Genomic DNA, 25,145 nt, shown 5'->3' with positions numbered 1-25,145 from the left:
ATGCGCTCGACTTTTTCAGGTCTTGAAATTGCCAAAAGAGGAATGTTTACACAGCAAAGCGCCCTGAACACAACGGGACACAATATTGCCAATGCCAACACGCCGGGCTACACAAGGCAGCGTGTGAACTTTGAACAGACGGAGCCCTATCCGAACGCATCCATCAACCGCCCCCATATCCCGGGGCAAACCGGAACCGGCGTTCAGGCAGGGACAATTGAACGTGTGCGCGACAGCTTTCTGGACACGCAGTTCCGCTATGAAAACAACAAAAGTGGATACTGGGATTCCCGCGCTGATGCCCTTCTGAAGATGGAAGAAATCATGAATGAACCGTCTGAGACCGGTCTCTCCAAAACGTTTGACCGTTTCTGGCAGTCAATGCAGGATCTCGCCCTAAACCCAACGAATGCAGGCGCCCGTTCGGTTGTGCGCGAGAGAGGAAAAGCGGTAGCGGAAACGTTCCACTATCTTTCTACTTCTCTAAAAGCAGTTCAGGGTGAGCTGAAAAGCGAGATTCAAGTCTCTGTCAAAGAGATTAATTCACTTGCAAACCAGATTAACAGCATCAATAAGCAAATCTCGGAAGTTGAGCCGCACGGCTATCTGGCGAATGATTTGTACGATGAGCGGGACCGTCTGCTTGATCAGCTTTCGGGGATGGCTAACGTGAAAATCTCCTATGAAAAAAGCGGGGGGAATTCGCTTCCAATCGCGGAAGGATCCGTTTCTATTGAAATCGTAGACGCTGGAGGCAAATCACTCGGAACCCTAGTAGACGGCAAAACGAAAGCAGTGAATGAAATAAGCGTCGGGTATGCTTCTGTCAACGGCCTTGCTGATACCGTCTCGATCGGAGGGACGGCTTTAGATGTGAAAGATTTCGGCAGTGCGGGCAAGATCCGCAGTTTAATTGATTCCTTCGGATACAATGACGGCAGTTCTGCTAAGGGGATATACCCGGAAATGCTTCAGCAGCTTGATCAGCTTGCCTACAGCTTTGCAACCGAGGTCAATAAAGTTCAGGAAGCGGGCTACAGCATTAAAAGAATTGAAGAGGGCGGAGCAAGCAGCTCACCATTCTTCGATCTCGGCAGCCTGACAAATCCTCCTGAAGGTGCCGCTGCCCTTATTCAGCTGCACCAGGACATTCTGGATTCAACCGACAACATTGCGGCCTCTTTCAATGGAAACATCGGAGACGGAAAAAATGCATTGGCGCTTGCCGAAGTGAAAAATCAGACGTTTTCCATTGGCGGAAAAACGACGACCATCCAGGACTTCTACGAAAGTCTTATTGGCGGAATGGCCGTTGATGCCCAGGAAGCAAACCGCTTTTCGAGCAACACAGATGTCCTCCGGTCGGCTGTTGACCAGCGCCGCCAGTCGGTTAGTGCTGTGTCACTCGATGAAGAAATGACAAATATGATTCAGTTTCAGCATGCCTATAATGCTTCGGCGAAAATGATCTCGCTGCAGGATGAGATGCTTGACACCATTATCAACGGATTAAGAAGGTAGGTGAAAAACCATGCGCGTCACACAAAGTATGATTGCAGCCAATTCTCTCCGCAACTTAAGTAAAAGCTATGAGAAAATGGGGACATATCAGGATCAGCTGGCCACGGGCAAAAAGATCAACCGCCCCTCTGATGATCCGGTCGTTGCCATGAAAGGCATGCACTACCGCACAAACCTGACGGAAGTTGAACAATACCAGCGCAACATTTCCGAAGCCTATCAGTGGATGGAGAACTCAGAAGCGGGCATCGAGCAGGGCACACAGGTTCTGCAGCGTGTCCGTGAGCTTGTCGTACAGGCAAGCAACGGCACAAACAGCCCGGAAGACCTGAAAGCGATTGGCGCTGAAATCAAACAGCTTAAAGAGGACCTGGTCGGGTCTGCCAATACGCAAGTAGCGGGGAATTACATTTTTAACGGAACGGAAACGAAAAAGGCTCCAGTGACACTGAATCCTGACGGTACGGTAACCGTTCTCGTTGATAAATCTCCGTTTGAAGTAGAAGTGTCAAAAGGGGTTTCATTAAAAGCCAATATCAATTCAGATAACGTATTCAGCGAAGACTTGTTTGCGGTAGTTGGATCGATTGAAAAAGCAATGTCATCAGGTGATGCGTCCAGCCTGGACGGACTGCTTTCAGACCTTGACGGGAAAATGGACGCCATGACCGCTGAACGCGCGGAGCTTGGCGCACGGTACAACCGTCTTGAGCTGATCGAAGACCGGGTGATGAAGCAGGAAGTTGTGTCTACGCGTATTCTTTCAGAAAACGAAGACGCAGACCTCGAGAAAGTCATCATGAGTCTCACCGCACAGGAAAGTCTGCATAGAGCTGCGCTTTCAGTAGGTGCGAGAATCATGCAGCCTACTCTGATGGACTTTTTACGATAAAGCTATCTTTTGCGAGATAGCTTTTTTACTGGGAGTGAAAAGATGAAAATTCCTCAAATCAGACTTGAAAGCAGGTTTGCCAGAATCGGAATCGAGACGGTCAACGCAAAGCTCTCCATCGAACAGAAGCCTGCTGACCTCTCCATACAGCAGCCGAAAGCAGAGCTGACGATCAGGACCACACCGGGGAAGTTGACTATTGATCAGTCGAAAGCGCGGGAAGATGTCGATTTAAAGCATATTTCAAAGCGCATTGAAGAAGCTGCGGATATGGGCAGGCAGGATCTCTTGTCCGGCATTGCAAGGCGCATCAGGCAGGGTGATGAGCAGATGCGGATTGAAAACGGCGGAAGACCTTTGACTGCTCAGGCAAAATCAAACAGCGAGCGTCCGGAGAAGCAATTTAACATCGGCTTTATCCCGTCGCATTTCAGTGTGAAGCTTGCTTATCAGCCTGCAGAGGTTGAGATTGATGTGAAGACGAATAAACCCATCATCGAAAGCACGACAAATAAGCCGGACATGAACTATGAAGCCGGAGACGTAAAGATCCATCTGGCTGAGCGCAATCAGCTGAAAATTGATTTTGTCATTTAACAGAAAGGAACGTGAAGCATGGTTATCGAAACGAAGTACCACGGAACGGTCGATGTGGGCGAAGCAGAGAAACTGACGTTTGGGCATGGCGTACCAGGATTTTTGGATGAAAAATCGTTTGTCCTCCTGCCGCTTGAAGAGGATTCCTCCTTTTTTATTCTTCAGTCTGTTCAGAGTCCGTCAACAGCCTTCGTCGTCACAAGCCCGTTTTTCTTTTTCAAAGACTATGAATTTGAGATTGACGAAGCCTCAAAAGAAACCCTGTCCATTGATAGCGAAAAAGACGTTGAAGTTTACGTCATCCTGACCGTAACAGACCCCTTCAATGCTTCAACCGCCAATCTCCAGGGACCGGTCATCATCAACCGTAAACAAAAAACAGGCAAGCAGCTCATCCTGAGCGGAACAGACTACATAACCAAACACCGCCTGTGGGAGGAAGCCTGATGCTCGTACTCACAAGAAAAACAGGGGAAGCCATCAAAATTGGCGACGATATCGAGATCTCCGTCATCTCCATCTCAGGCGACCAGGTCAAAATCGGCATCAGCGCCCCAAAACACATCGACATCCACCGGAAAGAAATCTACCTTTCCATTCAGGATGAAAACAACAAAGCGGCGGACGTTTCACTTAGCCTCCTGTCACAGCTAAGAAACAGATAACCTTAGGCACATCGGCTTGAGGTTTTTTTATGATTTTTTTTCTAATTCTATTAAACAATACTCAGCCATGTCGATATAAAAAGTGTCAGGCAGGACTGCAGACGGCCGGCTCGGTCCAGTCTGACATCTTCCACAAGGATGTGGATGAAAACAACTATTTCAAGGAGGAAATATACTAATGAGAATCAATCATAATATTGCGGCTCTAAATACTTACAACAAATTGAGCAGTGCTTCTAACGCTCAATCTAAATCAATGGAGAAATTAGCTTCTGGTCAGCGTATCAACCGTGCTGGTGACGATGCAGCTGGACTTGCGATTTCAGAAAAAATGCGTGCGCAGGTTCGTGGATTGGATCAGGCTTCTCGTAATGCCCAAGACTCAATTTCAATGATTCAAACTGCTGAAGGTGCTTTGAATGAAACACATGATATCTTACAACGTATGCGTGAACTAGCTGTTCAGGCTGGTAACGATACGAACACTGGTACAGATCGTGGAGAAATCCAAAAAGAGATTAACCAATTAACTTCAGAAGTCAACCGAATTGGAAATACTACTGAATTCAATAATCAAAAGCTACTTAATGCTAGTGCTGGTACAGTTACACCTGGATCTCCTGCAGGACCTGGGACACCAGCAGTGCCAGCTGCAGCTACAACTAGCCAAACAGTAGGAACAAGTGGAGATGTTACATTTACAGACCAAACTACATTCACGGGTACTACAGGTACGTGGACTCTAGCTACTACTGATGGAACGAACTTTACTCTTGATAAAGGTACTGGTGCTAACGCAATAACAGTTACTGGTGGGCAATTCACAGAAGATGGATTGGAAATAAATTTACCGGCAACTCCTGTTGCAAATGATAGTTGGTCAATTAGTGTAACTGCATCGACGCCGGCTTCACCTGCAACGTCAGCTACTGGAGGGAAGTCTTCATTCTCTACTCAAATCGGAGCTAACGAGAGTCAAACAATGACTCTTGAATTTGAAGATATGCGTGCTGCTGCATTAGGTATCACTGGAACAGGAACAAGTTTCACTGCTACAACTACTGTTACTGATGGAACAAATAATACAGCAAACGAAAATGCGTTAGATGTTTCTACGTCAGCAAATGCCGGTAATGCTGTAACTGCAATTCAAAGCGCTATTGATAAAGTTTCTGCAGAACGTTCGAAACTGGGTGCAAACCAAAATCGTTTAGAGCATACAATCAACAACCTAGGAACATCTTCTGAAAACCTAACTGCTGCGGAATCTCGTATCCGTGACGTAGATTATGCTTTAGCTGCCTAAGCAGCGACAAGCACAGTCGTCCTGGCTGGTAACGGCCAGAGATCATAATTGGGTGAATTGCTGGAAACCCCTTAGAGCTTTTCTTGCCACAACGCAGTCGGAAACGACAATCGTGAAGGTCCGAAAAAAGAAAAGATTGGGCAATCAGCAGCCAAGCTCCTGTGAGGAAACTCTGGAGAAGGTTCAACGACTAGGATAGACCATCTAAGGCGCAAGCTATGGTGATGAAATCCGTAGGTGAATCAATGTGGTTCAGCATTGAAGATCCGAAGTGCCCAACCCCTACTCGAAAGTTCAGAGGGTGAAGATATAGTCTGGTCATTTATGAAAGTAAATGTTCGCGCGATGGCGAAAGAAATGATGAACCAAACAAAGAATTCTATTCTTTCTCAAGCTGCACAAGCTATGCTGGCTCAAGCCAACCAACAGCCTCAAGGTGTTCTTCAATTACTTCGTTAATTGGATTAAAGACTCTAGCGCAGCTAGAGTCTTTTTCTATTAGAATGTATATTCAGAGTAAGCATTGTACTTACAGCTTCACTCATATTCATACCTGTTTCCCTTTTAATCAAATCAAGGAACTCCTGATGCTTCCTCGTTAAAACAATTTGATAGGATTTTCGTATCCTCATTTCATTAGTATTAGAAAGTGAAAAATATGATTCATACAGTGAGAGTGGGTTAAGATTCATTGATTTATTAATAACGTCTCTAATATCTTGCGTTGGCTTTTTAATTCGAATTTGAATAGGAATATGAATTGATGTTCTCTTGTAGTCATGGAAGGTTATTTCTGATTCTGAAGGCGAAAGCATTTTTCGTTTCATAGAATGATGAATGTACGGGTGCACAATCCTCAGGAACAGCAGAATTTGTTTTTGATCGTAAATGACCAGACGATTTTGCCCATCTAGTTTAAAGTGAAGCTTAAATTGGGTGTAAAGTAACTCTATTAAAAACCTGTTTTCCTTTTGATGAAACGAATCTGTGGATAGGATAATTTTTTTAGGGGCGTTGTTTTGTATTTTTAAATGTCCGTCATCCTGATACCACCAAGCTAAGGCTAGAGGATTAATAACCTGTTCAAGAAGGGGGAATGGGATACACTTTGTTCTTTCTTTATACCAAAGTGGAAGTAAGCTATCAAAGAGAGGCGATAATTTGGATTGAACATAGAACTGTTCGGTATACCCAGCCTCTATTCTATTGTCAGAGATCCTCCTGTATTTAGGCTTACTGAGCGGGATATGTGCTTTAAGAGTTTCGTAGCAGTGAAAACACCAACCAGAATCTGCATAAGAGTGTGAAAAACGAAATCTTGGTCTCTTTCCTTTTTCAATAGATAAATTTCCGTCTCCTAACAATTTACCTGTCAGCATTTGCATGACTTCTATTGGTGTAGTCTCAAAAGTATTAATCTAAATACCTCCTTCAAAAAGGAACGTTTGTTCTTATCTTATTTTACTTAATGATATTTATTTCTGTAAAGAATAATAATCTTCCTTTACACATTTAAGCCCAATTTAAACTCCCCCAAACCTTCAAATCTCCCCATTCCCTCCGATATAATCAATAGAACATTTATCCAAGGAGCGACCCATCATGATGATTGAGAAAATGTCATCCCAGCCTGGTCCGCGCATCTCAGAAATTGACACGAAGCCCGTAACCATACAAGAAGGAAGTAAAGAAGAATACATTCCTGCTTTTCCGAAAGAAGAGATTGAAAAAGCGGTGAACAGCATCAATGAGTTTCTGCAGCCGGCGAATACGTCGATTCAGTTTCAGCTGCATGAGAAGCTGAATGAGTATTATGTGACGGTGGTAGACAGTCAGACGAAGGAAATTGTCCGGGAGATTCCGTCGAAGAAGATGCTGGATTTGTATGCAGCATTAACGGAATTCCTGGGGTTTGTAGTAGATAAAAAAATCTAGAGAGGTGAAGGTACATGGTCAGAATCGGCGGTTTGGCGAGCGGGATGGATATTGATTCGCTCGTGGCAGATTTAATGAAGGCGGAGAGAATGCCGCTTGATAAGCTGAAGCAGAACAAGCAGGTGCTTGAGTGGCAGCGCGACGGCTACCGCGAGATGAACAGCCTGCTGTTTTCATTCCGGAATGCCGCGTTTGATATGAAGCTGACGAGCAATTACCGGGCACGGACTACGAACAGCTCCAATGCTGATAGAGTGACGGCGACTGCAACAAGCGCGGCGAGCCAGGCGTCCTACAGCATCTCGAAAGTGGATCAGCTTGCAACGGCAGCGACAAAGGTGAATGCCGGAGCTATCTCTGCCTCCGGTCAAAAGGTCGACCCGTCCAAAGCTCTCCAGGATATAAAAGATTCGTTTGCCAATACAAATTTTAACTGGCAGACAGGAACCGTTAAAAATCAGACAGTTACTGCCGCCGCTGACGGGACGTCCTTTAAGCTGACACTCGAAACCGGGCAAGTGCTGAAAAATGTTGATAAAGACGCGATTATCAAAGTGGACGGCAAATCCTTTAAACTTGTGACGGGTCCTCCTCAAGCGGGAGAAGCTGCACTTGATACAGACGGCAACCTGACGTTCGGCGAAACGATCAAAAAAGGAAGCGTCATCAAAGTGGATTACGTGATTGAGAGTACGGACCAGTACTTCTCTTTTGACATGCAGACGCACACTTCAACAGGTCTCAAAAAAGAGAATTTCCTGATCCAGGGCACAGAATCATTGAACAGCGTTTTTACAAAAATCAATTCATCATCACTTGGTGTGACGGCGCTGTATGATTCCTTTTCAGACAAGATTACGCTTACGAGAAAAGAAACCGGCGATTTTAACAAGGGCGGCAATGAAATCATTACGTCCGCAGGCTTCCTGAATAACGTGCTGAGATTCGGCTCAGGCACAGAAACGGGCGGGCAAAACGCGAAGTTCACCATCAACGGTCTTGAAACAGAGCGTACATCCAACACATTTGCAATGAGCGGGGTTACCTTTACTCTGAAAAACACCTTCACGGCAGCTGATCCACCTGTCTCTATTAACGTGACAAATGATACGAATGCCGTTTTTGACAACATTAAAAAATTCGTCACCCTTTACAACGAAACCATTGCGAAAATCCAGACGAAAACGGATGAAACCCGATACCGCGACTATCAGCCGCTATCTGACGAAGAGCGCGAAGCTCTGTCTGACAAGCAGCAGGAGCAGTGGGATGAAAAGGCGAAAAGCGGGATGCTCAGAAAAGACTCGATTCTGACTGGTGCTCTGAGCCAAATGCGAACCGATTTCTACTCAACGCTGTCTTCAGCATCAGGGACATCTTTTACCCACCTTTCCAATATCGGAATTACGACCTCCACAAACTACCGCGAGGGCGGAAAGCTGATCATTGATGAGGCGAAGCTGAAAAAGGCGATTGAAGAAAATCCGGACGGCGTTGAAAAGCTGTTTACAAGCAATGGCCCGACGAGCGGGGAAAAAGGAATCATCACCAACCTGTACGACAATTTAAAAACAACGATGGACAAGCTGAATGCCAAAGCGGGCACGTCCAGTTCCACAAGCCAGCAGTTTACAATCGGCAGAAATCTCTCATCCATTGATAATCAGATCACGCGTTTTGAAGACAGACTGACGCAGGTAGAGGACCGCTACTGGTCGCAGTTTACGGCTATGGAAAAAGCGATTCAGCGATCAAATGAACAAATGAGTTATTTAATGCAGCAATTCGGCTAAAAAAGGAGTTAACACGATGGCATTGACAAATCCCTATCAGGCGTACCAGCAGAATTCAGTAAGCACGGCATCTCCAGGCGAGCTGACACTGATGCTTTATAACGGCTGCCTCAAATTTATCAAACAGGCACGGGCAGCGATGGAACAGAAACAGGTTCAGGAAAAAAACATCAATCTTCAAAAGGCGCAGCGCATTATTCAGGAATTGATGATCACATTGAACCCTGAAGCTGAGGTTTCCGGGTCGATGATACAGATGTATGAATACATCAACCGCCGGCTCGTAGAAGCGAATATCTCAAATGATCCGGAGATTCTCTCTGAAGCAGAGGGATATGTAACTGAATTCCGCGATGCTTGGAAGCAGGTCATCCAGTCCGCACGCAGGCAGCAGTTCGGACAGGGCGGCCCTATCTGATGAGCGCTGTTGAAAAACTGCACCAGCTTACTCATCAGCTGCTGAGTGAAGTGAACGGGTCGCAGCAAAAGGATATGAGAGACAGCTATATCCTGAACATCCAGCAGTGGATCGAACAGCGGGAAGTGCTGATCTCAAACCTGAAGCCGCCATACACTCAGCAGGAAAAACAGCTGGGAAAAGAAATCACGGAATGGAACGCGGTTATCCATCAAAAGCTGAAAGCCGTGCAACATGAGATTAAAGAAGATATGACAAAATTAAAGCTGCAAAAAGCCTCCGGCCAGAAATATGCAAACCCCTACCAGAGCACAGCCATCGACGGAATGTATTATGATAAGCGCAAGTGACGCCATAACTCAAAGCGATTACGAGCTTTTCCTTTCCTATAATGAGCTACTGAACACAATCGAAGAGTGTTTTTATTATCTGATCAAAAGCTATGAAAGCATGGAATATACAAATCGCGAGCAAATCATGGACGATCTGATGGACGCCTTCATACAGGTCGATGCCGTTCACAGCTCCATGATGCATGCGGCCCGAAGCAATTCAGAGCTCCAGAAAAGCATTCTTCTCTTTGACGACATGCTCGAAGAACTAAGACCGGCGCCAGAAGGCGGATCCCACCTTTTCCATGCCTATTTAAAAAGATTATCCCATCTATATAAAGCCTGGAAGCGCGACATCCAGACATGCCTGCTCCCATACCTGCTTCACTGATCCCGCCGGAATAAGGACGGGATTTTTTATTTGGATTTGATTCAATGGGGGATGTTTATGCGGATTGCGGCGGATTATCATGAACAAAAAGAGCTCCTTTCTCGTAACATCGTAGATTAATTTGGCAAACCAAATCAGAGCTACATTACGGAAGGAGCTAGTTACTATAAAGGATGCCATGAAATACATAAGTTTATACGTATTGAATGAAAAATTGCGGTAGCGATTGCAGAAAAGGGACGCGAAGCTTAACTATTAGTTTGGTCACCAGTGGACTGCAGCGGAAGGCACTTGACTCCTTGTCCAGCTGCAGCGCCCAACTCCTCTGTCAGAACAAAATCCCCCAAAAAGTCAAACCCGGACTTTTCGGGTGATTTCTTATCTGACTGCCGGAGCAAAACGGGCGCATCCGCTTTTCTAAGGGATGAAGAGGGCACTGAAGATCCCGCAAGCGCAGCGAGGAAGCTTCAGGCACTCCCCGCGGAAAGCAAGTGACTGGAGCGCAAGGGAACGGGTACGATTTCATAAAAACAGTCCTCTTCTTCTCAGAATAAATCAAACGCCCCCCGCATACTCTATTCACATCCTTTCCTTCTGAACCGCAAACTTCAACAAATTTCACATTGTTTTAACATTATTTTTACGTTTCAGCAGGAATTCTAAAGGGAAAGGAAGAATTAAGTTTACATATCCTTAACAAAGGAGGAGTTCATTTTGAATTATAACGTCAGAGGCGAAAACATTGAGGTAACTCCAGCATTAAGAGAGTATGTCGAGAAGAAAATCGGCAAACTGGAACGCTATTTTGAGGATTCAGTTGAAGCAAACGTAAACGTAAATTTGAAATTCTACAGCGATCAGGAATCAAAAATTGAAGTAACCATTCCCATGACCAATCTAGTGTTGCGTGCTGAGGAATATAACGAGGATATGTACGCTGCCATCGATCTTGTGACAAACAAGCTCGAGCGTCAAATCCGTAAACATAAAACAAAAGTAAACCGCAAGCTGCGCGAACAGGGATCACCTAAATTCATGTTTGCAGCAGGCACAGAAGAAGCTGAAGGGGCACAGACCCAGACAGCCGTTCAGGAAGAAGAAGACCAGATCCAGGTTGTCCGCACAAAACGCTTTAACTTAAAGCCGATGGACAGCGAGGAAGCGATTCTCCAAATGAATATGCTCGGTCATAATTTCTTCGTCTTCACAAATGCTGAAACAAACACAACAAACGTTGTGTATCAGCGTAAAGACGGCAAGTACGCGATTATTGAACCGACTGAATAACAACCATATCAAGCAGTCTCTCTATGCAGAGGCTGCTTTTCATTTGTTCCAATTTACATATTTTTACTTTTGTTAGACATATTTAATGATTCTAAAGTCATATGCTCTAGAGAAGGAGGAGATGAGCATGCAGGACTTTTTAAAATTCAATAAAATGATTACCCCCACTATTATTACGGTTATCTTTTATGTGGGATCGGCCCTCAGCATCATCGCGGGATTTATCTCGATTGCAACAGGAGCGAGTGCTGATTTCGGGGGTGGAGCTCAAGTGTTTGCAGGGCTGCTGACACTGCTGTTTGGTCCCTTTGTCATCAGGATCTACTGTGAGCTGTTAATTGTCATGTTCAAAATGCATGAAAATCTTCAAGTGATAACAAAGAATGTATGTTCCGAACAGAAAAGCAGTTCCTCCGCTGATCTTCTATAAAGGTATACATAGAATAGAAGGGAATTCCGGCCATGCCGGATTTTTTTGTTTTCTTTTTTAAAAAATACATAAGCTTCTTCAGCAAACCTGAAGACGATGTTTTAAAAAAGTTGAGGGAGAGCGGTTTTTCGCTTTGAAACAGGATAAACTGTTGATATTATTTAATATATGGTAAAATAGAAGGTAGTTTTGCAGGACGGATGATTATCCTGCCATGAGTAGCTTCACGTATGGCACTTCACTAACAGAGGAGCGTATATAATGCTTGGAATCTTAAATAAGGTGTTTGATTTTAACAAACGTGCATTGAATAGATACGAAAAAATGGCTAATCAAATAGAATCTTTAGCAGGTGACATGGAGATGCTTTCTGATGAAGAGCTGAAGGCGAAGACGCTGGAATTTAAAGAGCGTGTTGCCAAAGGCGAAAGCACGGATGATCTTTTGACAGAGGCTTTTGCGGTTGTGCGCGAGGCTTCAAAGAGAGTGCTCGGACTTTATCCGTACCCGGTTCAGCTGATGGGGGGTATCGCTCTTCACGAAGGGAATATCTCTGAGATGAAAACAGGGGAAGGTAAAACACTGACTTCCACGATGCCTGTTTATTTGAATGCTCTTTCCGGAAAAGGCGTTCATGTTGTGACGGTCAATGAATACCTTGCAAGCCGTGATGCTGTTGAGATGGGCAAGCTGTATGAGTTTCTCGGCCTGACTGTCGGACTCAATTCAAACGGTCTTTCCAAAGAGGAAAAGCGTGCTGCCTATGCGTGCGATATTACGTATTCGACGAACAATGAGCTTGGCTTTGACTACCTGCGCGACAACATGGTTCTTTACAAAGAGCAGATGGTTCAGCGCCCGCTTCATTATGCGGTTATTGATGAAGTTGACTCCATCCTGATTGACGAGGCTCGTACGCCATTGATCATTTCGGGTTCTGCTGCGAAATCCACGATGCTTTATGTACAGGCTAACGGCTTTGTCCGTTCGCTGAAGCGCGATGAGGACTATACGTTTGATGAAAAAACAAAAGGCGTGCAGCTGACTGAAGACGGAATGTCTAAAGCAGAGAAAGCCTTTAATATTGAAAACCTGTTCGATTTAACACATGTGTCTCTCAACCATCATATTAATATGGCATTAAGAGCCCACGTTGTGATGCACAATGACGTTGATTACGTTGTTGAAGACGGCAATGTTGTCATCGTTGACCAGTTCACAGGCCGCTTAATGAAAGGCCGCCGCTACAGCGATGGTCTTCACCAGGCAATCGAGGCGAAAGAGGGCCTTGAGATTCAGAATGAGAGCATGACGCTTGCAACAATTACGTTCCAGAACTACTTCCGTATGTACGAAAAGCTTTCCGGTATGACAGGTACAGCGAAGACAGAGGAAGAGGAGTTCCGCAACATTTACAACATGCAGGTTGTTGCGATTCCAACAAACCGCGATGTTGTGCGTGATGACCGTGCAGATCTTGTGTACCGTTCTATGGAAGGCAAGTTCAAAGCCGTTGTTGATGATGTAACGACGCGTTATTTTGCCGGCCAGCCGGTGCTTGTCGGTACGGTTGCGGTAGAAACGTCTGAGCTTATTTCAAGACTCCTGAAGAAAAAAGGTGTTCCACATAACGTGCTGAATGCGAAAAACCATGAAAGAGAAGCGGAAATCATCGAGAATGCCGGCCATCAGGGTTCGGTTACGATTGCGACAAACATGGCGGGACGCGGTACGGACATCAAGCTTGGACCTGGTGTAAGGGAGCTTGGCGGTTTGGCTGTTATCGGTACAGAACGCCATGAATCACGACGCATCGATAACCAGCTGCGCGGACGTTCAGGACGTCAGGGAGATCCTGGTGTGACTCAGTTCTATCTTTCTATGGAAGATGAACTGATGAGACGCTTCGGCTCTGAAAACATGATGGCGATGATGGATCGTCTGGGCATGGATGATTCACAGCCGATCCAAAGTAAAATTGTTACGAAAGCTGTTGAATCTGCGCAAAAACGCGTTGAGGGCAACAACTTTGACGCTCGTAAACAGCTTCTGCAATATGATGACGTTCTTCGCCAGCAGCGTGAAGTTATTTACAAGCAGCGCTTTGACGTGATTGACTCTGAAAACCTGCGTACGATTGTTGAAAGCATGGTTTCATCAACAGTTGAACGTGTGGTTGCGATGTACACGCCAAGAGAAGAGCTTCCGGAGGACTGGAACCTTGAAGGGCTGATTGACTACCTGAATGCCAATCTTCTTGAAGAAGGCACATTCACAGTTAATGACTTTAAAGGAAAAGAATCCGAAGAGATTTCAGAGCTTGTGCTTGATAAAACGAAAGCCCGCTACAATGAAAAAGAAGAGGCATTCGGAGAAGAGCAGATGCGCGAGTTTGAAAAGGTCATTCTTCTTCGTGCGGTTGATACGAAATGGATGGATCACATTGATGCCATGGATCAGCTGCGCCAGGGTATTCACCTTCGTGCATACGGCCAGACAGATCCTCTCCGCGAGTATCAGATGGAAGGCTTCGCGATGTTTGAAAGCATGATTGCATCGATTGAAGAGGATGCTGCAAAATACATCATGAAAGCAGAAATCAGAAACAATCTTCAGCGCGAGGAAGTCGCAAAAGGCCAGCAGGCGGTTCACCCGAAAGAGGGAGACGAGGCGCCTAAGAAAAAACCGGTTAAGAAACAAATGGAAATCGGCCGCAACGACGCATGTGTATGCGGAAGCGGAAAGAAATACAAAAACTGCTGCGGCAGCGGAAAATAATTTTTCAAAGAGGGGCACTTTGCCTCTCTTTACCCCATTTTAGAGGAGAATGAATATGGAACTTGCAGAAATTCGAAACGAACTTGAAAAAATGGCTAAGAAATTAGCGGCTTTTAGGGGGTCTCTTTGACCTCGATCGCAAACAGGCTCGCATTCAGGAGCTAGATGAAATGATGTCCCATCCGAACTTCTGGGACAGTCAAAACGAAGCACAAACCGTTATTAACGAAAGCAATATGCTGAAAGAGGCAGTTGTTCAGTTCACAGAAATGAGCGAAACACATGAAAACCTCGAAATCACGCACGAACTTCTAAAAGAAGAGCCTGATGCTGATCTTCATGCAGAGCTTGAAAGTGAAATTGCCGAGCTGACTGAAGCGATGAGCAATTATGAGCTTCAGCTTCTATTAAGTGAACCTCATGACAAGAACAACGCCATCCTGGAGCTTCATCCGGGAGCAGGTGGAACAGAATCCCAGGACTGGGGTTCAATGCTTCTCCGCATGTACACGCGCTGGGGCGAAAAGAAAGGCTTCAAAGTGGAAACTCTTGATTACCTTCCAGGTGATGAAGCGGGAATTAAAAGCGTCACGCTTCTTTTCAAAGGCCACAACGCCTACGGCTACTTGAAAGCGGAAAAAGGCGTTCACCGTCTTGTCCGCATTTCGCCGTTTGATTCATCAGGCCGCCGTCATACGTCATTCGTATCATGCGAAGTCATGCCGGAATTCAATGATGAAATCGAAATCGATATCCGTACAGAGGACCTGAAAATTGACACGTACCGTGCAAGCGGCGCCGGCGGTCAGCATATCAATACGACGGATTCCGCCGTCCGTATCACGCATTTGCCGACCAACACGGTTGTATCGTGCCAAACAGAGCGCTCCCAGATTAAAAACCGCGAGCGCGCAATGAAAATGCTTCAAGCGAAGCTCTACCAGCTCAAGCTTGACGAGCAGCAGGCTGAGCTTGACGAAATCCGCGGCGAACAAAAGGAAATCGGCTGGGGCTCCCAGATCCGCTCCTACGTGTTCCACCCGTACTCTCTTGTCAAAGACCACCGCACAAGCACCGAAAGCGGAAACGTACAGGGAGTCATGGACGGAGATCTTGATCCGTTTATCGATGCGTATCTTCGTTCGAAACTTTCATAAAACAAATGAGGCAGCTGTCCCTGTGGGGGCGGCTGTTTTTTTGTGGACTTTGCTGCCTTATAAATTGGGTAGAGCAGAATATGGGGTAGCAAAAGGACGAAATGCTGCCCTGTAAATCAGAGTGAGCGGAATATAGGGTAGCAAAAGGACGAAATGCTACCCTATAAATCAGAGCGAGCGGAATATGGGGTAGCAAAAGGATGAAATGCAACCTTATAAATCGGAGTGAGCGGAATATAAGGTAGCAAAAGGACGAAATGCTGCCTTATAAATCGTAGTGAGCGGAATATAGGGTAGCAAACGGGCGAAATGCTGCCCTATAAATTAAAGCGACCGGAATAAGGGTAGCCAAAAAAAGTGCGATCCTTCTAAGTCCAGAGACGCAGCCAAATTTGCTTCTCCAGCCGTTGTTTGATCATTAAAAATACCTCTATGATTAAAGCATACTAAAACGGCAGGAGCTAGAAGGTATGACGCAAACAATCGTGAGTCACGCAGAAGACTGGGGTATATGGGGTGTGCTCCTTTCCTTATTCATTGAAGGAAGTGCTTTTCCCTTTATCGGAACCTTTTTTATGGTAACAATAGGCTTCATTTTAGAATTGTCCTGGCTCGAAATTGCAGGAATTTCGCTCATCGGAAGCTTCCTTTATACAGCAGGCAGCTACATTCCTTTTTTCATCGGATACAAACTGGGACACTCATTCGAGAACAGATTAAGCCCTCGGAACAGAATCGGTCTGGAAAAAGCAAAAGCCAATTTCAGCAAATATGGAATTTGGAGTGTCGTTATTTCTAGTCCCCTTCATTTAGGAAATGTCGTACCTTTCCTAGCTGGCGCTTCAAATATGAATCTTCGCCAGTATACATTGCTGACCATGACTGGGATTGCGCCGACGACCTTTTTGTTTTTGAGTATCGGTCATTTCTATGATGGCGATACGGAAACAATCATCAAAACAATTACAGATTATCAAACGCTGCTCCTTGCAGGCTTTGTGATCATTACTGCCGGATATGCGGGCTTGAAAGCGCAGCGCAGTCGGCGTGAGAAAAAGAAAAGCAGTACTGGAAAAGAAATGATCTGTTAACGGAAAGCACCGGCATCCTCCACACAAATCCGCGCACCGCAGACTAAATTCCACCCGCAATGCTAAAACTAACATCACCGCTTTATCTCTTTAGCACGTTATCCCGCTGTCATTTACAGCTGAATCAGACGGGTGCTATACTCTGTAAGGTTATGTCAAAAATATGTGTGATTCAGATGGAGGATGCAGGATGTTTCAGCGTAAACGCACTCGTACATATAATCCAATGCTTGAAAAAGTGACGTCGTATTTATTTATTCTGCTCGGTTCTGGAATCGTTGCCATTGCTTTTAATCTGTTCCTTCTGCCGAACCGCATCGCTTCAGGCGGAGTGAGCGGGATCAGTACGATTACAGATGCTCTATTCGGTTTTGAGCCTGCCTATGTGCAGTGGGCTTTTAATATTCCTCTGTTTGTAGCAGGTGTGCTGCTGCTTGGGAAACAGTTCGGCTTAAAAACGCTGGTTGGAACGATCTTTCTGCCATTTGTTGTTTTTATAACGAAGGATGTTGCGCCCGCGACGACAGATCCGCTGCTCGGTGCAATCTTCGGTGGAATTGGAGTAGGTCTTGGTCTTGGCCTTGTTTTTAGAGGAAAAGCTTCTACAGGGGGAACGGATCTGGCAGCTCAGATCATTCACAAGTTTACCGGGCTTTCTCTCGGAACGTGCGTGGCTTTAATTGACGGACTAATTGTCCTGACTGCTGCAGTGGTCTTTGATATTGAACTTGGACTTTACGCTCTTGTTGCCCTTTACGTCACAAGTAAAACGATCGATGTCGTTCAGGTGGGGCTGGGCCGTTCAAAGATGACGATGATCATTACAAATCAGGAAGAAGAGGTCAGAAAAGCGATTTTGAGCGAGATCGACCGGGGAGTGACAAAGCTGTCGGCCTTCGGAGGCTACACAGACAGCGAGCGGCCGATCCTGATGTGCGTGGTGGATCAGACAGAATTCACGAAATTGAAACAACTCGTTAAAAGCATTGATACGTCTGCGTTTGTGGTCGTTATGGATGCTTCTGATGTGCTCGGGGAAGGTTTCAAGCGGGCCTAGTTAGGATATAATAAATGTGTGTTTTACATCCTTATTTGGGGAGGATTTCGGCGATGAAATCAAAAGTATTTGCCCTTCTTTTCGGAACATCTTTAGTCCTTGCTGCATGCGGCGGAGGAGATAACGCAGGAGAAGAGCCAAAAGATTCGGGCTCAAAAGATACAGCGAATGCTGAAGAGATTGTTCAGCAGAACTGCATCAGCTGCCACGGTCAAAATCTTGAAGGCGGCGGGGCCGCACCAAGTCTTGCAAAGGTCGGCTCAAAATATGACAAAGAAAAAATTGAAAGCATCATTAATAATGGCCAGGGCGGAATGCCTGGAGGTCTTATTAACGAAACGGATGCAGCTGTCGTAGCTGAATGGCTTGCGCAGAAGAAATAATCTTAAAGAGAAGCCAGCCGGCAGCATCGGCTGGTTTTGCTGTTTTAAAGGCACGATATAACTTGCCGCCTTCCAATATCCGTTCCTCCTCCGAAAGGCAGAAAGAATTTCCACCTATATCTTCCTAAAAAAAGATTGTCTTTTTAGTCAGAAAGTTCTAATATTTACATTAAAGCGCTATCAGTCGACAATTCTTTAGACCTGGATTACATTTCCTTTGACAATTTACGACACTGAAATGAAACTGTAATATTTTTAAGTCTATTTTTGCCGAACTTTGATGGTATAATGACTTTTGTGGGTAAATCTTATTAATATATGAAAATTATGGTTACATACTTAAATTTAGCTTAAATCAGGCCATTACACCACGTTATCTACAAAATAAACAGCTTTGGGTGATGAAAATATGATCGAAATGACAGACGTTTACAAAACGTATTCTAACGGCGTTCTCGCCATTAATGGAATAAATGTAAAAATAGATCAGGGCGAATTTGTTTATGTTGTTGGTCCGAGCGGTGCAGGCAAGTCGACATTTATAAAAATGATGTACCGTGAGGAAAAGCCGACAGACGGCAAAATCCTGATCAACGGAGTCAATCTTGCAAAATTAAGAGAGAAAAAAGTTCCTCAATTAAGAAGAAGCATCGGCGTTGTTTTCCAAGACTTCAAGCTTTTGCCTAAACTGACAGTCTATGAAAATATCGCATTTGCTCTTGAGGTAATCGGGGAGCAGCCGAGAGTCATCAAAAAGAAAGTGCTGGATGTACTTGATCTTGTTCAGCTCAAGCATAAAGCCCGATCTTTTCCTAACGAACTTTCAGGAGGAGAGCAGCAGCGGGTATCGATTGCAAGGTCGATTATCAACAATCCAGGCGTAGTCATCGCTGATGAGCCGACAGGAAACCTTGACCCTGATACGTCGTGGGAGATTATGAACATTTTTGAGGAAATCAACAACAGAGGCACTACTGTTGTGATGGCTACTCACAACCGGGAAATTGTTAACACCATGAAAAAACGAGTCATCGCGATCGAAGGCGGAAAGATTGTGCGTGACGAGGCTAGAGGGGAGTATGGTATTTATGATTAGAACCCTTGGGCGTCACTTCAGAGAAAGTATGAAAAGCTTAACCCGCAACGCCTGGATGACCTTTGCGTCGGTCAGTGCCGTTACGGTCACTTTAATCCTTGTAGGAACGTTCTTGGTCATTATGATGAACTTAAACAACTTTGCTACAAAGGTTGAAGAGGATGTAGAGATCAGGGTGCTGGTTGATGTGACAAGCACACCTGAACAGCAGAAAGAGCTCAGAAACAGGGTGGATAATCTGAGCGGGATTGCATCCGTAGAACTTTCACCGAAAGAAAAAGAATTGGATAACCTGATCAGCAGCATGGGCGAACAAGGAAAATCGTATCAGCTGTTTGAACAGAACAATCCGCTGAATGACGTTATTGTAGTTAAAACAGAGAATCCGCGCGACACACCTCAAATCGCCAAGCAAATTGAGCGCTTTGACGGAGCGTATAAGGTTCTTTATGGTCAAGATGAAGTCAAAAAGCTTTTTGATTTTGTTGAAATTTCAAGAAACATCGGTATTGCGCTGATTATCGGACTTGTCTTTACTGCGATGTTCCTAATCTCAAATACCATTAAAATCACAATCTTTGCCAGAAGGCATGAGATTGAAATTATGAAACTCGTAGGCGCAACCAACTGGTTTATCCGCTGGCCGTTCTTCTTAGAAGGCCTGATGCTTGGAGTAATGGGAGCCATCGTCCCTGTTATCCTTGTGCTGGCCACTTACAACTATTTATATACATGGGTCGAACCAAAGGTCGCAGGTTCATTTGTTCAATTCCTGCCGTTCAGTCCGTTTGCCTTCCAGGTGTCAGCTATTCTGATCCTGATCGGTGCACTGATCGGTGTATGGGGAAGCTTAATGTCTGTCCGCAAGTTCTTGAGAGTATAAACAAGCAGTCTTTAAGGATTGCTTGTTTTCTCTGGATGATGTGAAATTCAGAGAATAATAGAGAGATAAGATAAAGGGAGGAACTAGAGAGTGAGAAAGAAATTACTGGCACTTGGCCTTGCGGCTTTGGTTGGGACAAGCTCCGTTATAATACCAGTTACCCAAGAAAAAGCTTACGCAAACACAGAATTAGAAAAGAAAAAATCAGAACTCCAAACGGAGCGTTCTGGAGTAGATTCAAATATTAAAGAAAAACAGGGCGAGCTTTCTGAGCTTAAAAGCAAAGAAGAAAAGCTGAACGCAGACATTGAAAAGCTTGATAAGCAAACAGCGGAGACGAACGAAAAAATCCGTGAGCGCCAGGCTGAAATTGAAGAAGCAAAGAAAAAGATTCAGGAACTGAAGGTTCAAATTCAGGAAGTGAAAAAACGCATTGCAGAACGCAATGAGTTATTGGAAAAACGCGTCCGTTCCCTGCAGGAAACAGGCGGAGTAGTGAGCTATTTGGATGTGCTGCTCGGTGCTCAGGATTTCGGTGATCTTGTTACACGCGTAAGTGCTGTAACACAAATCGTCGATGCTGATAAAGAAATCATTAAAGCACATGAAGAGGATAAAAAACTCCTTGAGCAAAGTGAAGCAGAACTAAGCAGCGAACTGCAGAATCTGGAAACGGCTTTAATTGAGCTTGAATCTTTAAAGCAGCAGCTTAAAAAACAGGCAGCTGAAAAGAATAAATTAATGGAACAAGTGAAAGAACAACACAAATCAACTGAAGCAGCTATCTATGAGCTTGAAGACGAAGCAGCGTTCCTGAAAGAGCAGGAAGCAGCAATCGCTAAAGAAATTGAGCGTCAAAAGCAAGAAGCTGAGCGCAAGCGCCGTGAAGCAGCAGAAGCGGCAGCAGCAGAAGAAAGAGCGAAGCAGGAAGCGGCAGCTCAAGCAACAGCAGCCAAAGCATCTTCACCTAAGAAGTCATCATCATCAGGCAGCTCTTCTGGCAGTTCGTCGCAAGCTCCAGCACCTGCTGAGCCGGCACCGGCACCAGCTGTCACAGGCGGTAAGTTCATGTGGCCTGCACAAGGTACATTTACATCCCCATACGGCCAAAGATGGGGTAAACTGCATGCAGGTATCGACATTGCCAACGCTTCGGCGGACGTTCCTGTAGTTGCATCCGCAGCCGGAACGGTTATCCGTTCATATTACTCAGACAGCTACGGAAATGCAGTCTTTATCACGCATAACATCGACGGCAAGACGTATACAACGGTATACGCTCACTTAGATGCACGTCACGTAAGTGCTGGACAGTCTGTAAGTAAGGGACAGCAGCTTGGTTACATGGGCAACACTGGACGTTCAACAGGAAAGCATCTTCACTTTGAAATTCATGACGGTGCCTGGAAAAACCCAGTTAACCCGATGAAATATCTTCAATAGTAATGAAAACTCCTAAAACAAAGCGTTTTAGGAGTTTTTTTGACTTTTTTTCATAGAGATTGCCTTGTCCTACATGATTGATCCATAATTTACATATACTAGCTGTACTGGTATCTACATAACCAATCGTCAAGCCTATCGAAGGAGGAACAAGATGAAGCAGAAAATGACAGCCTTACTGATGGCTCTTTCCATGGTTCTGGGTGCAGGGGGCATGTACACCGGCATCCAGTTTTACGAGCATGACAAGCAGCAGGATGCAGCCGCAAAAGAGCTTTCCGTTCCTGCCGTTACGGATGTATTAAAGGAAGAACGCGCACAGGAAACAGAAGGACTTGAGAAGGTAAAACAGGCATATGAACTGATTTCGAGCAAGTATGTTGAGGAAGTAGATGAGGAGCAGCTGCTGGAAGGTGCCATTCAGGGAATGCTTTCTACGCTGAATGACCCTTATTCGGTTTATATGGATAAAGAAACAGCGAAGCAATTTTCGGACAGCCTTGACTCTTCTTTTGAAGGAATCGGCGCTGAAGTTGGAATGGATGGCGGGAAGATCATTATTGTATCCCCGTTTAAGAATTCACCGGCTGAAAAGGCAGGTCTCCAGCCGAATGATGAGATTGTTTCCATTGACGGTGAATCAACAGTCGGCAGTGATTTAAATGATACGGTGTTAAAGATCCGCGGGAAAAAAGGAACTACGGTAAAAATTGAAGTTATGCGCGCTGGCTCAAAGGAAAAGCTGAACTTTGATGTCACGCGTGATGAAATTCCGATTGAGACAGTGTTCAGTTCCATTAAACAGCAGGGCAAGAAAAAAATCGGCTATCTTGAAATCACCTCTTTTTCTGAAGATACAGCAGAGGACTTTACGGAAGAACTGGCCAAGCTTGAAGATCAGAATATAAAAGGTCTTGTTCTTGACGTACGCGGCAATCCGGGAGGGTATCTGCAAAGTGTTGAAGAGATATTAAAGCAATTTGTCACAAAGGACCAGCCTTACATTCAAATTGAAGAGCGCAACGGAGAAAAGAAACGGTATTTCTCGAATCTTCGAGAGAAAAAAGACTATCCTGTTTCTGTGCTGATTGATAAAGGAAGTGCTTCTGCATCGGAAATTCTGGCTGGAGCGCTTAAAGAGGCGGGCAAATATGACATTATCGGCGAAACCTCGTTCGGAAAGGGAACCGTCCAGCAGGCAGTACCGATGGGAGACGGCAGCAACATTAAGCTGACCCTTTACAAATGGCTCACTCCGGAAGGAAACTGGATTCACAAAAAAGGAGTTGCTCCGACAGTCAAAGTGGCTCAGCTTAAACACCTGACATCCCCACCAATTCAGCTTGAAAAGCCGCTTGCCCTTGATATGAATGACGAACAGATCAAGGTGGCACAAGTACTGCTGAAAGGGCTCGGGTATGACACTGGAAGAGAAGACGGCTACTACGGCAAGAAAATGGCCGATGCCGTAAAGACGTTCCAGAAAAAACACAGCCTTAAACAATCAGGAACCATTGATATCGCAACAGCCAATGAAATCAATGAACAAATCTCCAAACAGCGCACGGACGGGAAACACGATAACCAGCTGAATAAAGCATTAGAAACGATATCAAACCAATAGTATGTTCGAGTGAGTCAGCCGCAAGAATGCGAGCTGGCTTTTTTATGGATAAAAATAACATAATATCTACTTTTAGGACGATTTACTAACTTTTTAGTTAAAAAGCGACGGAAAAAAGCGGGAATTTCCGTATTTTTATAATTAGTACAGACTTTTCGGGCACATAAAAATGAATCTTTAGCTAGTTGAATAGTTCGATATTTCGTTTTACGATGGAAGTACTGTTCTACAACACACTAAATAAGAACGGCTCTTTTCGTGCCCCTTTGTTGCATGATAATCAAAACGTTTTGATTATAAAGGAAAAGAGCATTAATGCTTCCTGTAAAACGTAAACAAAGAGCGAAAACAGCCTATGGAAAGATGGGGAGATCAATTGAAAAAAAGGGCAAGTGTGATGAGAGAACAAACGTATAAGCAGTTAACAGAGGAATTTAAGATGAGACTGCAAACGGCAAACTCCTCTCATGCAAAGGTCAGCAAATGGGTACAGCTGTTCTGCATGTACCTTGCTAATTACACTGACGTCAAGCATCTTCAGGAAGTGAACAAGGCTTGCGTCGAAGACTACTTTCACTATTTGACGGAAAACTACAGGCGTCTTTCGTTAAACCTCACGGATATAAAACGTTCAATGCAGCTGATTGAAGAAGTGCTGGAAATAAAAGTGGACGATTCCCTCCTTGATTTTTCCCTTTCGAATCTGCATCTGTGGAGCAAATTAAAGTAAACTTTGCTCATGCAGGATACTCAATGCTATTTTTATCTGATAAAATAGCAGTAGAGTCAGACGAAAGGATATAAGGTGGTGACAGGATTTGCTTGAAAACTGGCTGCTTGAATTTCTATTTGCAATGGGAAGGTTTTTTATTCATCCTCTCGTTTATTTTTTCCTTATTTACAGTCTTGTGCTTGGATACATCCGCGTAAAGCGTGAGCGCAAATCCTTTCACACAAGGATTCAAGATCTTTACGAAGAAGTTCGGTTTACATATTCAAAAGGACTGCTTACAGGTTTGGTCCTTTCAGCGGCAGCGCTTGCGTTTGGTTTTGGCATGCCGTCCGGTGCTGTCATCGTACTTGGAGCAGTAACTGTACTCTTGGCATTAACGATGCAGCTCAGATTTCTTTCTCCTGCCTATACGCTTGGACTTACGATGTTCGCGGTACTCATTCTAATGAACACTGGTATATTATCAGGTAGGCTGGAGTTAGAGGGGATAAGCTTTGCGGTTCTTGCGCTGCTTATGGGATTTTTCCTCATCGTTGAGGGATCTCTGGCATATAAGACAGGACACGTGAAGACATCTCCGTTTCTGCTGAAGAGCAGCAGGGGTCTTCCGATCGGCAATCATGTTGCCAACCGTACATGGCTTGTACCGCTGCTTCTGCTTGTTCCTGGAGGTACACTGACAGAAAGCCTGCCATGGTGGCCTGTTGTCACAATCGGAAATGAGCCGTTCATGCTTTTGTTTATTCCTTATATCATAGGATTTCATCAGCGTGTCCAGGGCTCTCTTCCAAAAGAAAGCATTATGGTCACATCAAAACGCATCATCTGGCTTGGCATAGGGATTACTGCCATCGCTGCAGCGAGTATTTGGTTCACTCCACTTGCGTTTGCAGCTGCGATCATTGCGATTGCCGGCAGAGAGTTCCTGACTGTCCGCCAGCGCATGAACGACAACTCAGCGGCCTTTTATTTCTCAAAGCGCGACCAGGGATTGATGGTGCTTGGCATTCTTCCCAATTCACCCGCGGTCAAGCTCCAGCTTGAGGTCGGCGAGATTATTATGAAAACGAACGGCACGCCTGTTAAAACGGTCGATGAGTTTTATCAGGCCCTTCAGATCAACGGGGCTTTCTGCAAGATGGAAGTCATCGGCCACAACGGAGAAATCCGCTTTGTTCAGGGTGCCATTTACAAAGGCGAACACCACGAACTTGGGATCCTGTTCGTTCAGGACGATAAGAAGTGGGGAATAGAAGCGGTTTAAGACTTTAGCGAAATGCTAAAGTCTTTTCTTTTTGAAAAAAGACTATTGACCCTCACGCTGCGTCATACT

25 protein-coding genes and 1 pseudogene are annotated in these 25,145 nt (G+C 45.0%); 25 read left to right on the top strand and 1 reads right to left on the bottom strand.

Features of this window, described 5'->3' with window-relative positions; genetic code table 11:
- From flgK to ACK1LH_RS19080, 7 genes and pseudogenes are all read left to right on the top strand, one after another.
- Nucleotides 1-1,521: a flagellar hook-associated protein FlgK gene (gene flgK, locus ACK1LH_RS19110; RefSeq protein WP_411333950.1), complete on the top strand. Its 1,521-nt coding sequence runs from the start codon at nucleotides 1-3 to the stop codon at nucleotides 1,519-1,521.
- A 10-nt stretch (nucleotides 1,522-1,531) separates the two neighbouring features.
- Nucleotides 1,532-2,413: a flagellar hook-associated protein FlgL gene (gene flgL, locus ACK1LH_RS19105; protein WP_411333949.1), complete on the top strand. Its 882-nt coding sequence runs from the start codon at nucleotides 1,532-1,534 to the stop codon at nucleotides 2,411-2,413.
- Nucleotides 2,414-2,455: 42 nt separating this feature from the next.
- A complete protein-coding gene (locus ACK1LH_RS19100; protein ID WP_411333948.1) occupies nucleotides 2,456-3,010 on the top strand; it encodes a DUF6470 family protein in 555 nt (184 codons plus the stop codon).
- A gap of 18 nt (nucleotides 3,011-3,028) precedes the next feature.
- Entirely contained in the window at nucleotides 3,029-3,457 is a 429-nt protein-coding gene (gene fliW, locus ACK1LH_RS19095) for a flagellar assembly protein FliW (RefSeq protein WP_411333947.1), read from the top strand.
- A complete protein-coding gene (gene csrA, locus ACK1LH_RS19090) occupies nucleotides 3,457-3,675 on the top strand; it encodes a carbon storage regulator CsrA (protein WP_411333946.1) in 219 nt (72 codons plus the stop codon). Before fliW ends, csrA begins: the two co-directional genes overlap by 1 nt.
- Nucleotides 3,676-3,853: 178 nt before the next feature.
- Nucleotides 3,854-4,981, top strand: a complete 1,128-nt coding sequence (locus ACK1LH_RS19085; RefSeq protein WP_411333945.1) for a flagellin — start codon at nucleotides 3,854-3,856, stop codon at nucleotides 4,979-4,981.
- Nucleotides 4,982-5,323: 342 nt separating this feature from the next.
- Nucleotides 5,324-5,440 (top strand): annotated as a pseudogene (locus ACK1LH_RS19080) (flagellin); the annotation flags it as partial.
- Nucleotides 5,441-5,463: 23 nt separating this feature from the next.
- Here the strand turns inward: ACK1LH_RS19080 and ACK1LH_RS19075 are convergent.
- On the bottom strand, nucleotides 5,464-6,360 hold the full coding sequence (locus ACK1LH_RS19075) for an endonuclease (protein ID WP_411333943.1): 897 nt from the start codon (nucleotides 6,358-6,360) through the stop codon (nucleotides 5,464-5,466).
- Between the two features lie 193 nt (nucleotides 6,361-6,553).
- Here ACK1LH_RS19075 and flaG point away from each other — a divergent pair, with 193 nt between their 5' ends.
- The 18 genes from flaG (at nucleotide 6,554) to ACK1LH_RS18985 (ending at nucleotide 25,076) form a co-directional block, all read left to right on the top strand.
- Entirely contained in the window at nucleotides 6,554-6,916 is a 363-nt protein-coding gene (flaG, locus tag ACK1LH_RS19070) for a flagellar protein FlaG (protein ID WP_411335126.1), read from the top strand.
- Between the two features lie 14 nt (nucleotides 6,917-6,930).
- Nucleotides 6,931-8,709 (top strand): flagellar hook-associated protein 2, encoded by a 1,779-nt coding sequence (locus tag ACK1LH_RS19065; protein WP_411333942.1) that lies wholly within the window; start codon nucleotides 6,931-6,933, stop codon nucleotides 8,707-8,709.
- 16 nt (nucleotides 8,710-8,725) lie between these two features.
- Nucleotides 8,726-9,127: a flagellar export chaperone FliS gene (gene fliS, locus ACK1LH_RS19060; RefSeq protein ID WP_411333941.1), complete on the top strand. Its 402-nt coding sequence runs from the start codon at nucleotides 8,726-8,728 to the stop codon at nucleotides 9,125-9,127.
- Nucleotides 9,127-9,477, top strand: coding sequence for a flagellar protein FliT (locus ACK1LH_RS19055; protein WP_029566966.1), 351 nt, complete (start codon nucleotides 9,127-9,129; stop codon nucleotides 9,475-9,477). Before fliS ends, ACK1LH_RS19055 begins: the two co-directional genes overlap by 1 nt.
- Nucleotides 9,461-9,850: a hypothetical protein gene (locus tag ACK1LH_RS19050; RefSeq protein ID WP_411333940.1), complete on the top strand. Its 390-nt coding sequence runs from the start codon at nucleotides 9,461-9,463 to the stop codon at nucleotides 9,848-9,850. Before ACK1LH_RS19055 ends, ACK1LH_RS19050 begins: the two co-directional genes overlap by 17 nt.
- 714 nt (nucleotides 9,851-10,564) lie before the next feature.
- Entirely contained in the window at nucleotides 10,565-11,137 is a 573-nt protein-coding gene (hpf, locus tag ACK1LH_RS19045; RefSeq protein ID WP_029284709.1) for a ribosome hibernation-promoting factor, HPF/YfiA family, read from the top strand.
- Between the two features lie 127 nt (nucleotides 11,138-11,264).
- Complete coding sequence (locus ACK1LH_RS19040) at nucleotides 11,265-11,567, top strand: DUF4282 domain-containing protein (protein WP_411333939.1); 303 nt, start codon at nucleotides 11,265-11,267, stop codon at nucleotides 11,565-11,567.
- A gap of 261 nt (nucleotides 11,568-11,828) precedes the next feature.
- Nucleotides 11,829-14,345: a preprotein translocase subunit SecA gene (gene secA / locus ACK1LH_RS19035; protein ID WP_411333938.1), complete on the top strand. Its 2,517-nt coding sequence runs from the start codon at nucleotides 11,829-11,831 to the stop codon at nucleotides 14,343-14,345.
- 55 nt (nucleotides 14,346-14,400) lie between these two features.
- Nucleotides 14,401-15,502 (top strand): peptide chain release factor 2 gene (gene prfB / locus ACK1LH_RS19030; protein ID WP_139015506.1). Its coding sequence is split into 2 segments (ribosomal slippage): nucleotides 14,401-14,472 and nucleotides 14,474-15,502, totalling 1,101 coding nucleotides; the frame shifts between segments, so codons are not numbered across the junction.
- A gap of 470 nt (nucleotides 15,503-15,972) precedes the next feature.
- Nucleotides 15,973-16,593 carry a DedA family protein gene (locus ACK1LH_RS19025; RefSeq protein ID WP_411333937.1) on the top strand — a complete coding sequence of 207 codons (621 nt, stop codon included), beginning with the start codon at nucleotides 15,973-15,975 and terminating at the stop codon, nucleotides 16,591-16,593.
- Between the two features lie 190 nt (nucleotides 16,594-16,783).
- Nucleotides 16,784-17,650 carry a YitT family protein gene (locus ACK1LH_RS19020; RefSeq protein WP_320154734.1) on the top strand — a complete coding sequence of 289 codons (867 nt, stop codon included), beginning with the start codon at nucleotides 16,784-16,786 and terminating at the stop codon, nucleotides 17,648-17,650.
- Nucleotides 17,651-17,703: 53 nt separating this feature from the next.
- On the top strand, nucleotides 17,704-18,033 hold the full coding sequence (cccB, locus tag ACK1LH_RS19015) for a cytochrome c551 (RefSeq protein ID WP_411333936.1): 330 nt from the start codon (nucleotides 17,704-17,706) through the stop codon (nucleotides 18,031-18,033).
- A 409-nt stretch (nucleotides 18,034-18,442) separates the two neighbouring features.
- Entirely contained in the window at nucleotides 18,443-19,129 is a 687-nt protein-coding gene (gene ftsE, locus ACK1LH_RS19010) for a cell division ATP-binding protein FtsE (RefSeq protein WP_029284696.1), read from the top strand.
- Entirely contained in the window at nucleotides 19,122-20,012 is an 891-nt protein-coding gene (gene ftsX, locus ACK1LH_RS19005) for a permease-like cell division protein FtsX (protein WP_029566958.1), read from the top strand. Before ftsE ends, ftsX begins: the two co-directional genes overlap by 8 nt.
- Before the next feature lie 90 nt (nucleotides 20,013-20,102).
- Nucleotides 20,103-21,455: a murein hydrolase activator EnvC family protein gene (locus ACK1LH_RS19000; RefSeq protein ID WP_411333934.1), complete on the top strand. Its 1,353-nt coding sequence runs from the start codon at nucleotides 20,103-20,105 to the stop codon at nucleotides 21,453-21,455.
- A 154-nt stretch (nucleotides 21,456-21,609) separates the two neighbouring features.
- Complete coding sequence (locus ACK1LH_RS18995) at nucleotides 21,610-23,079, top strand: S41 family peptidase (protein WP_411333932.1); 1,470 nt, start codon at nucleotides 21,610-21,612, stop codon at nucleotides 23,077-23,079.
- 355 nt (nucleotides 23,080-23,434) lie between these two features.
- A complete protein-coding gene (locus ACK1LH_RS18990; RefSeq protein WP_051827317.1) occupies nucleotides 23,435-23,809 on the top strand; it encodes a swarming motility protein SwrAA in 375 nt (124 codons plus the stop codon).
- Nucleotides 23,810-23,897: 88 nt separating this feature from the next.
- Complete coding sequence (locus tag ACK1LH_RS18985; RefSeq protein ID WP_411333930.1) at nucleotides 23,898-25,076, top strand: cell division protein; 1,179 nt, start codon at nucleotides 23,898-23,900, stop codon at nucleotides 25,074-25,076.
- Nucleotides 25,077-25,145 lie beyond the last annotated feature (69 nt).

The organism is Metabacillus indicus (genome assembly GCF_046603695.1).
GTDB classification, from domain to species: Bacteria; Bacillota; Bacilli; order Bacillales; family Bacillaceae; genus Bacillus_P; species Bacillus_P indicus.
The sequence above is the reverse complement of the archived record's forward strand: the minus strand, read 5'-3'. Positions and strand labels throughout refer to the sequence as shown.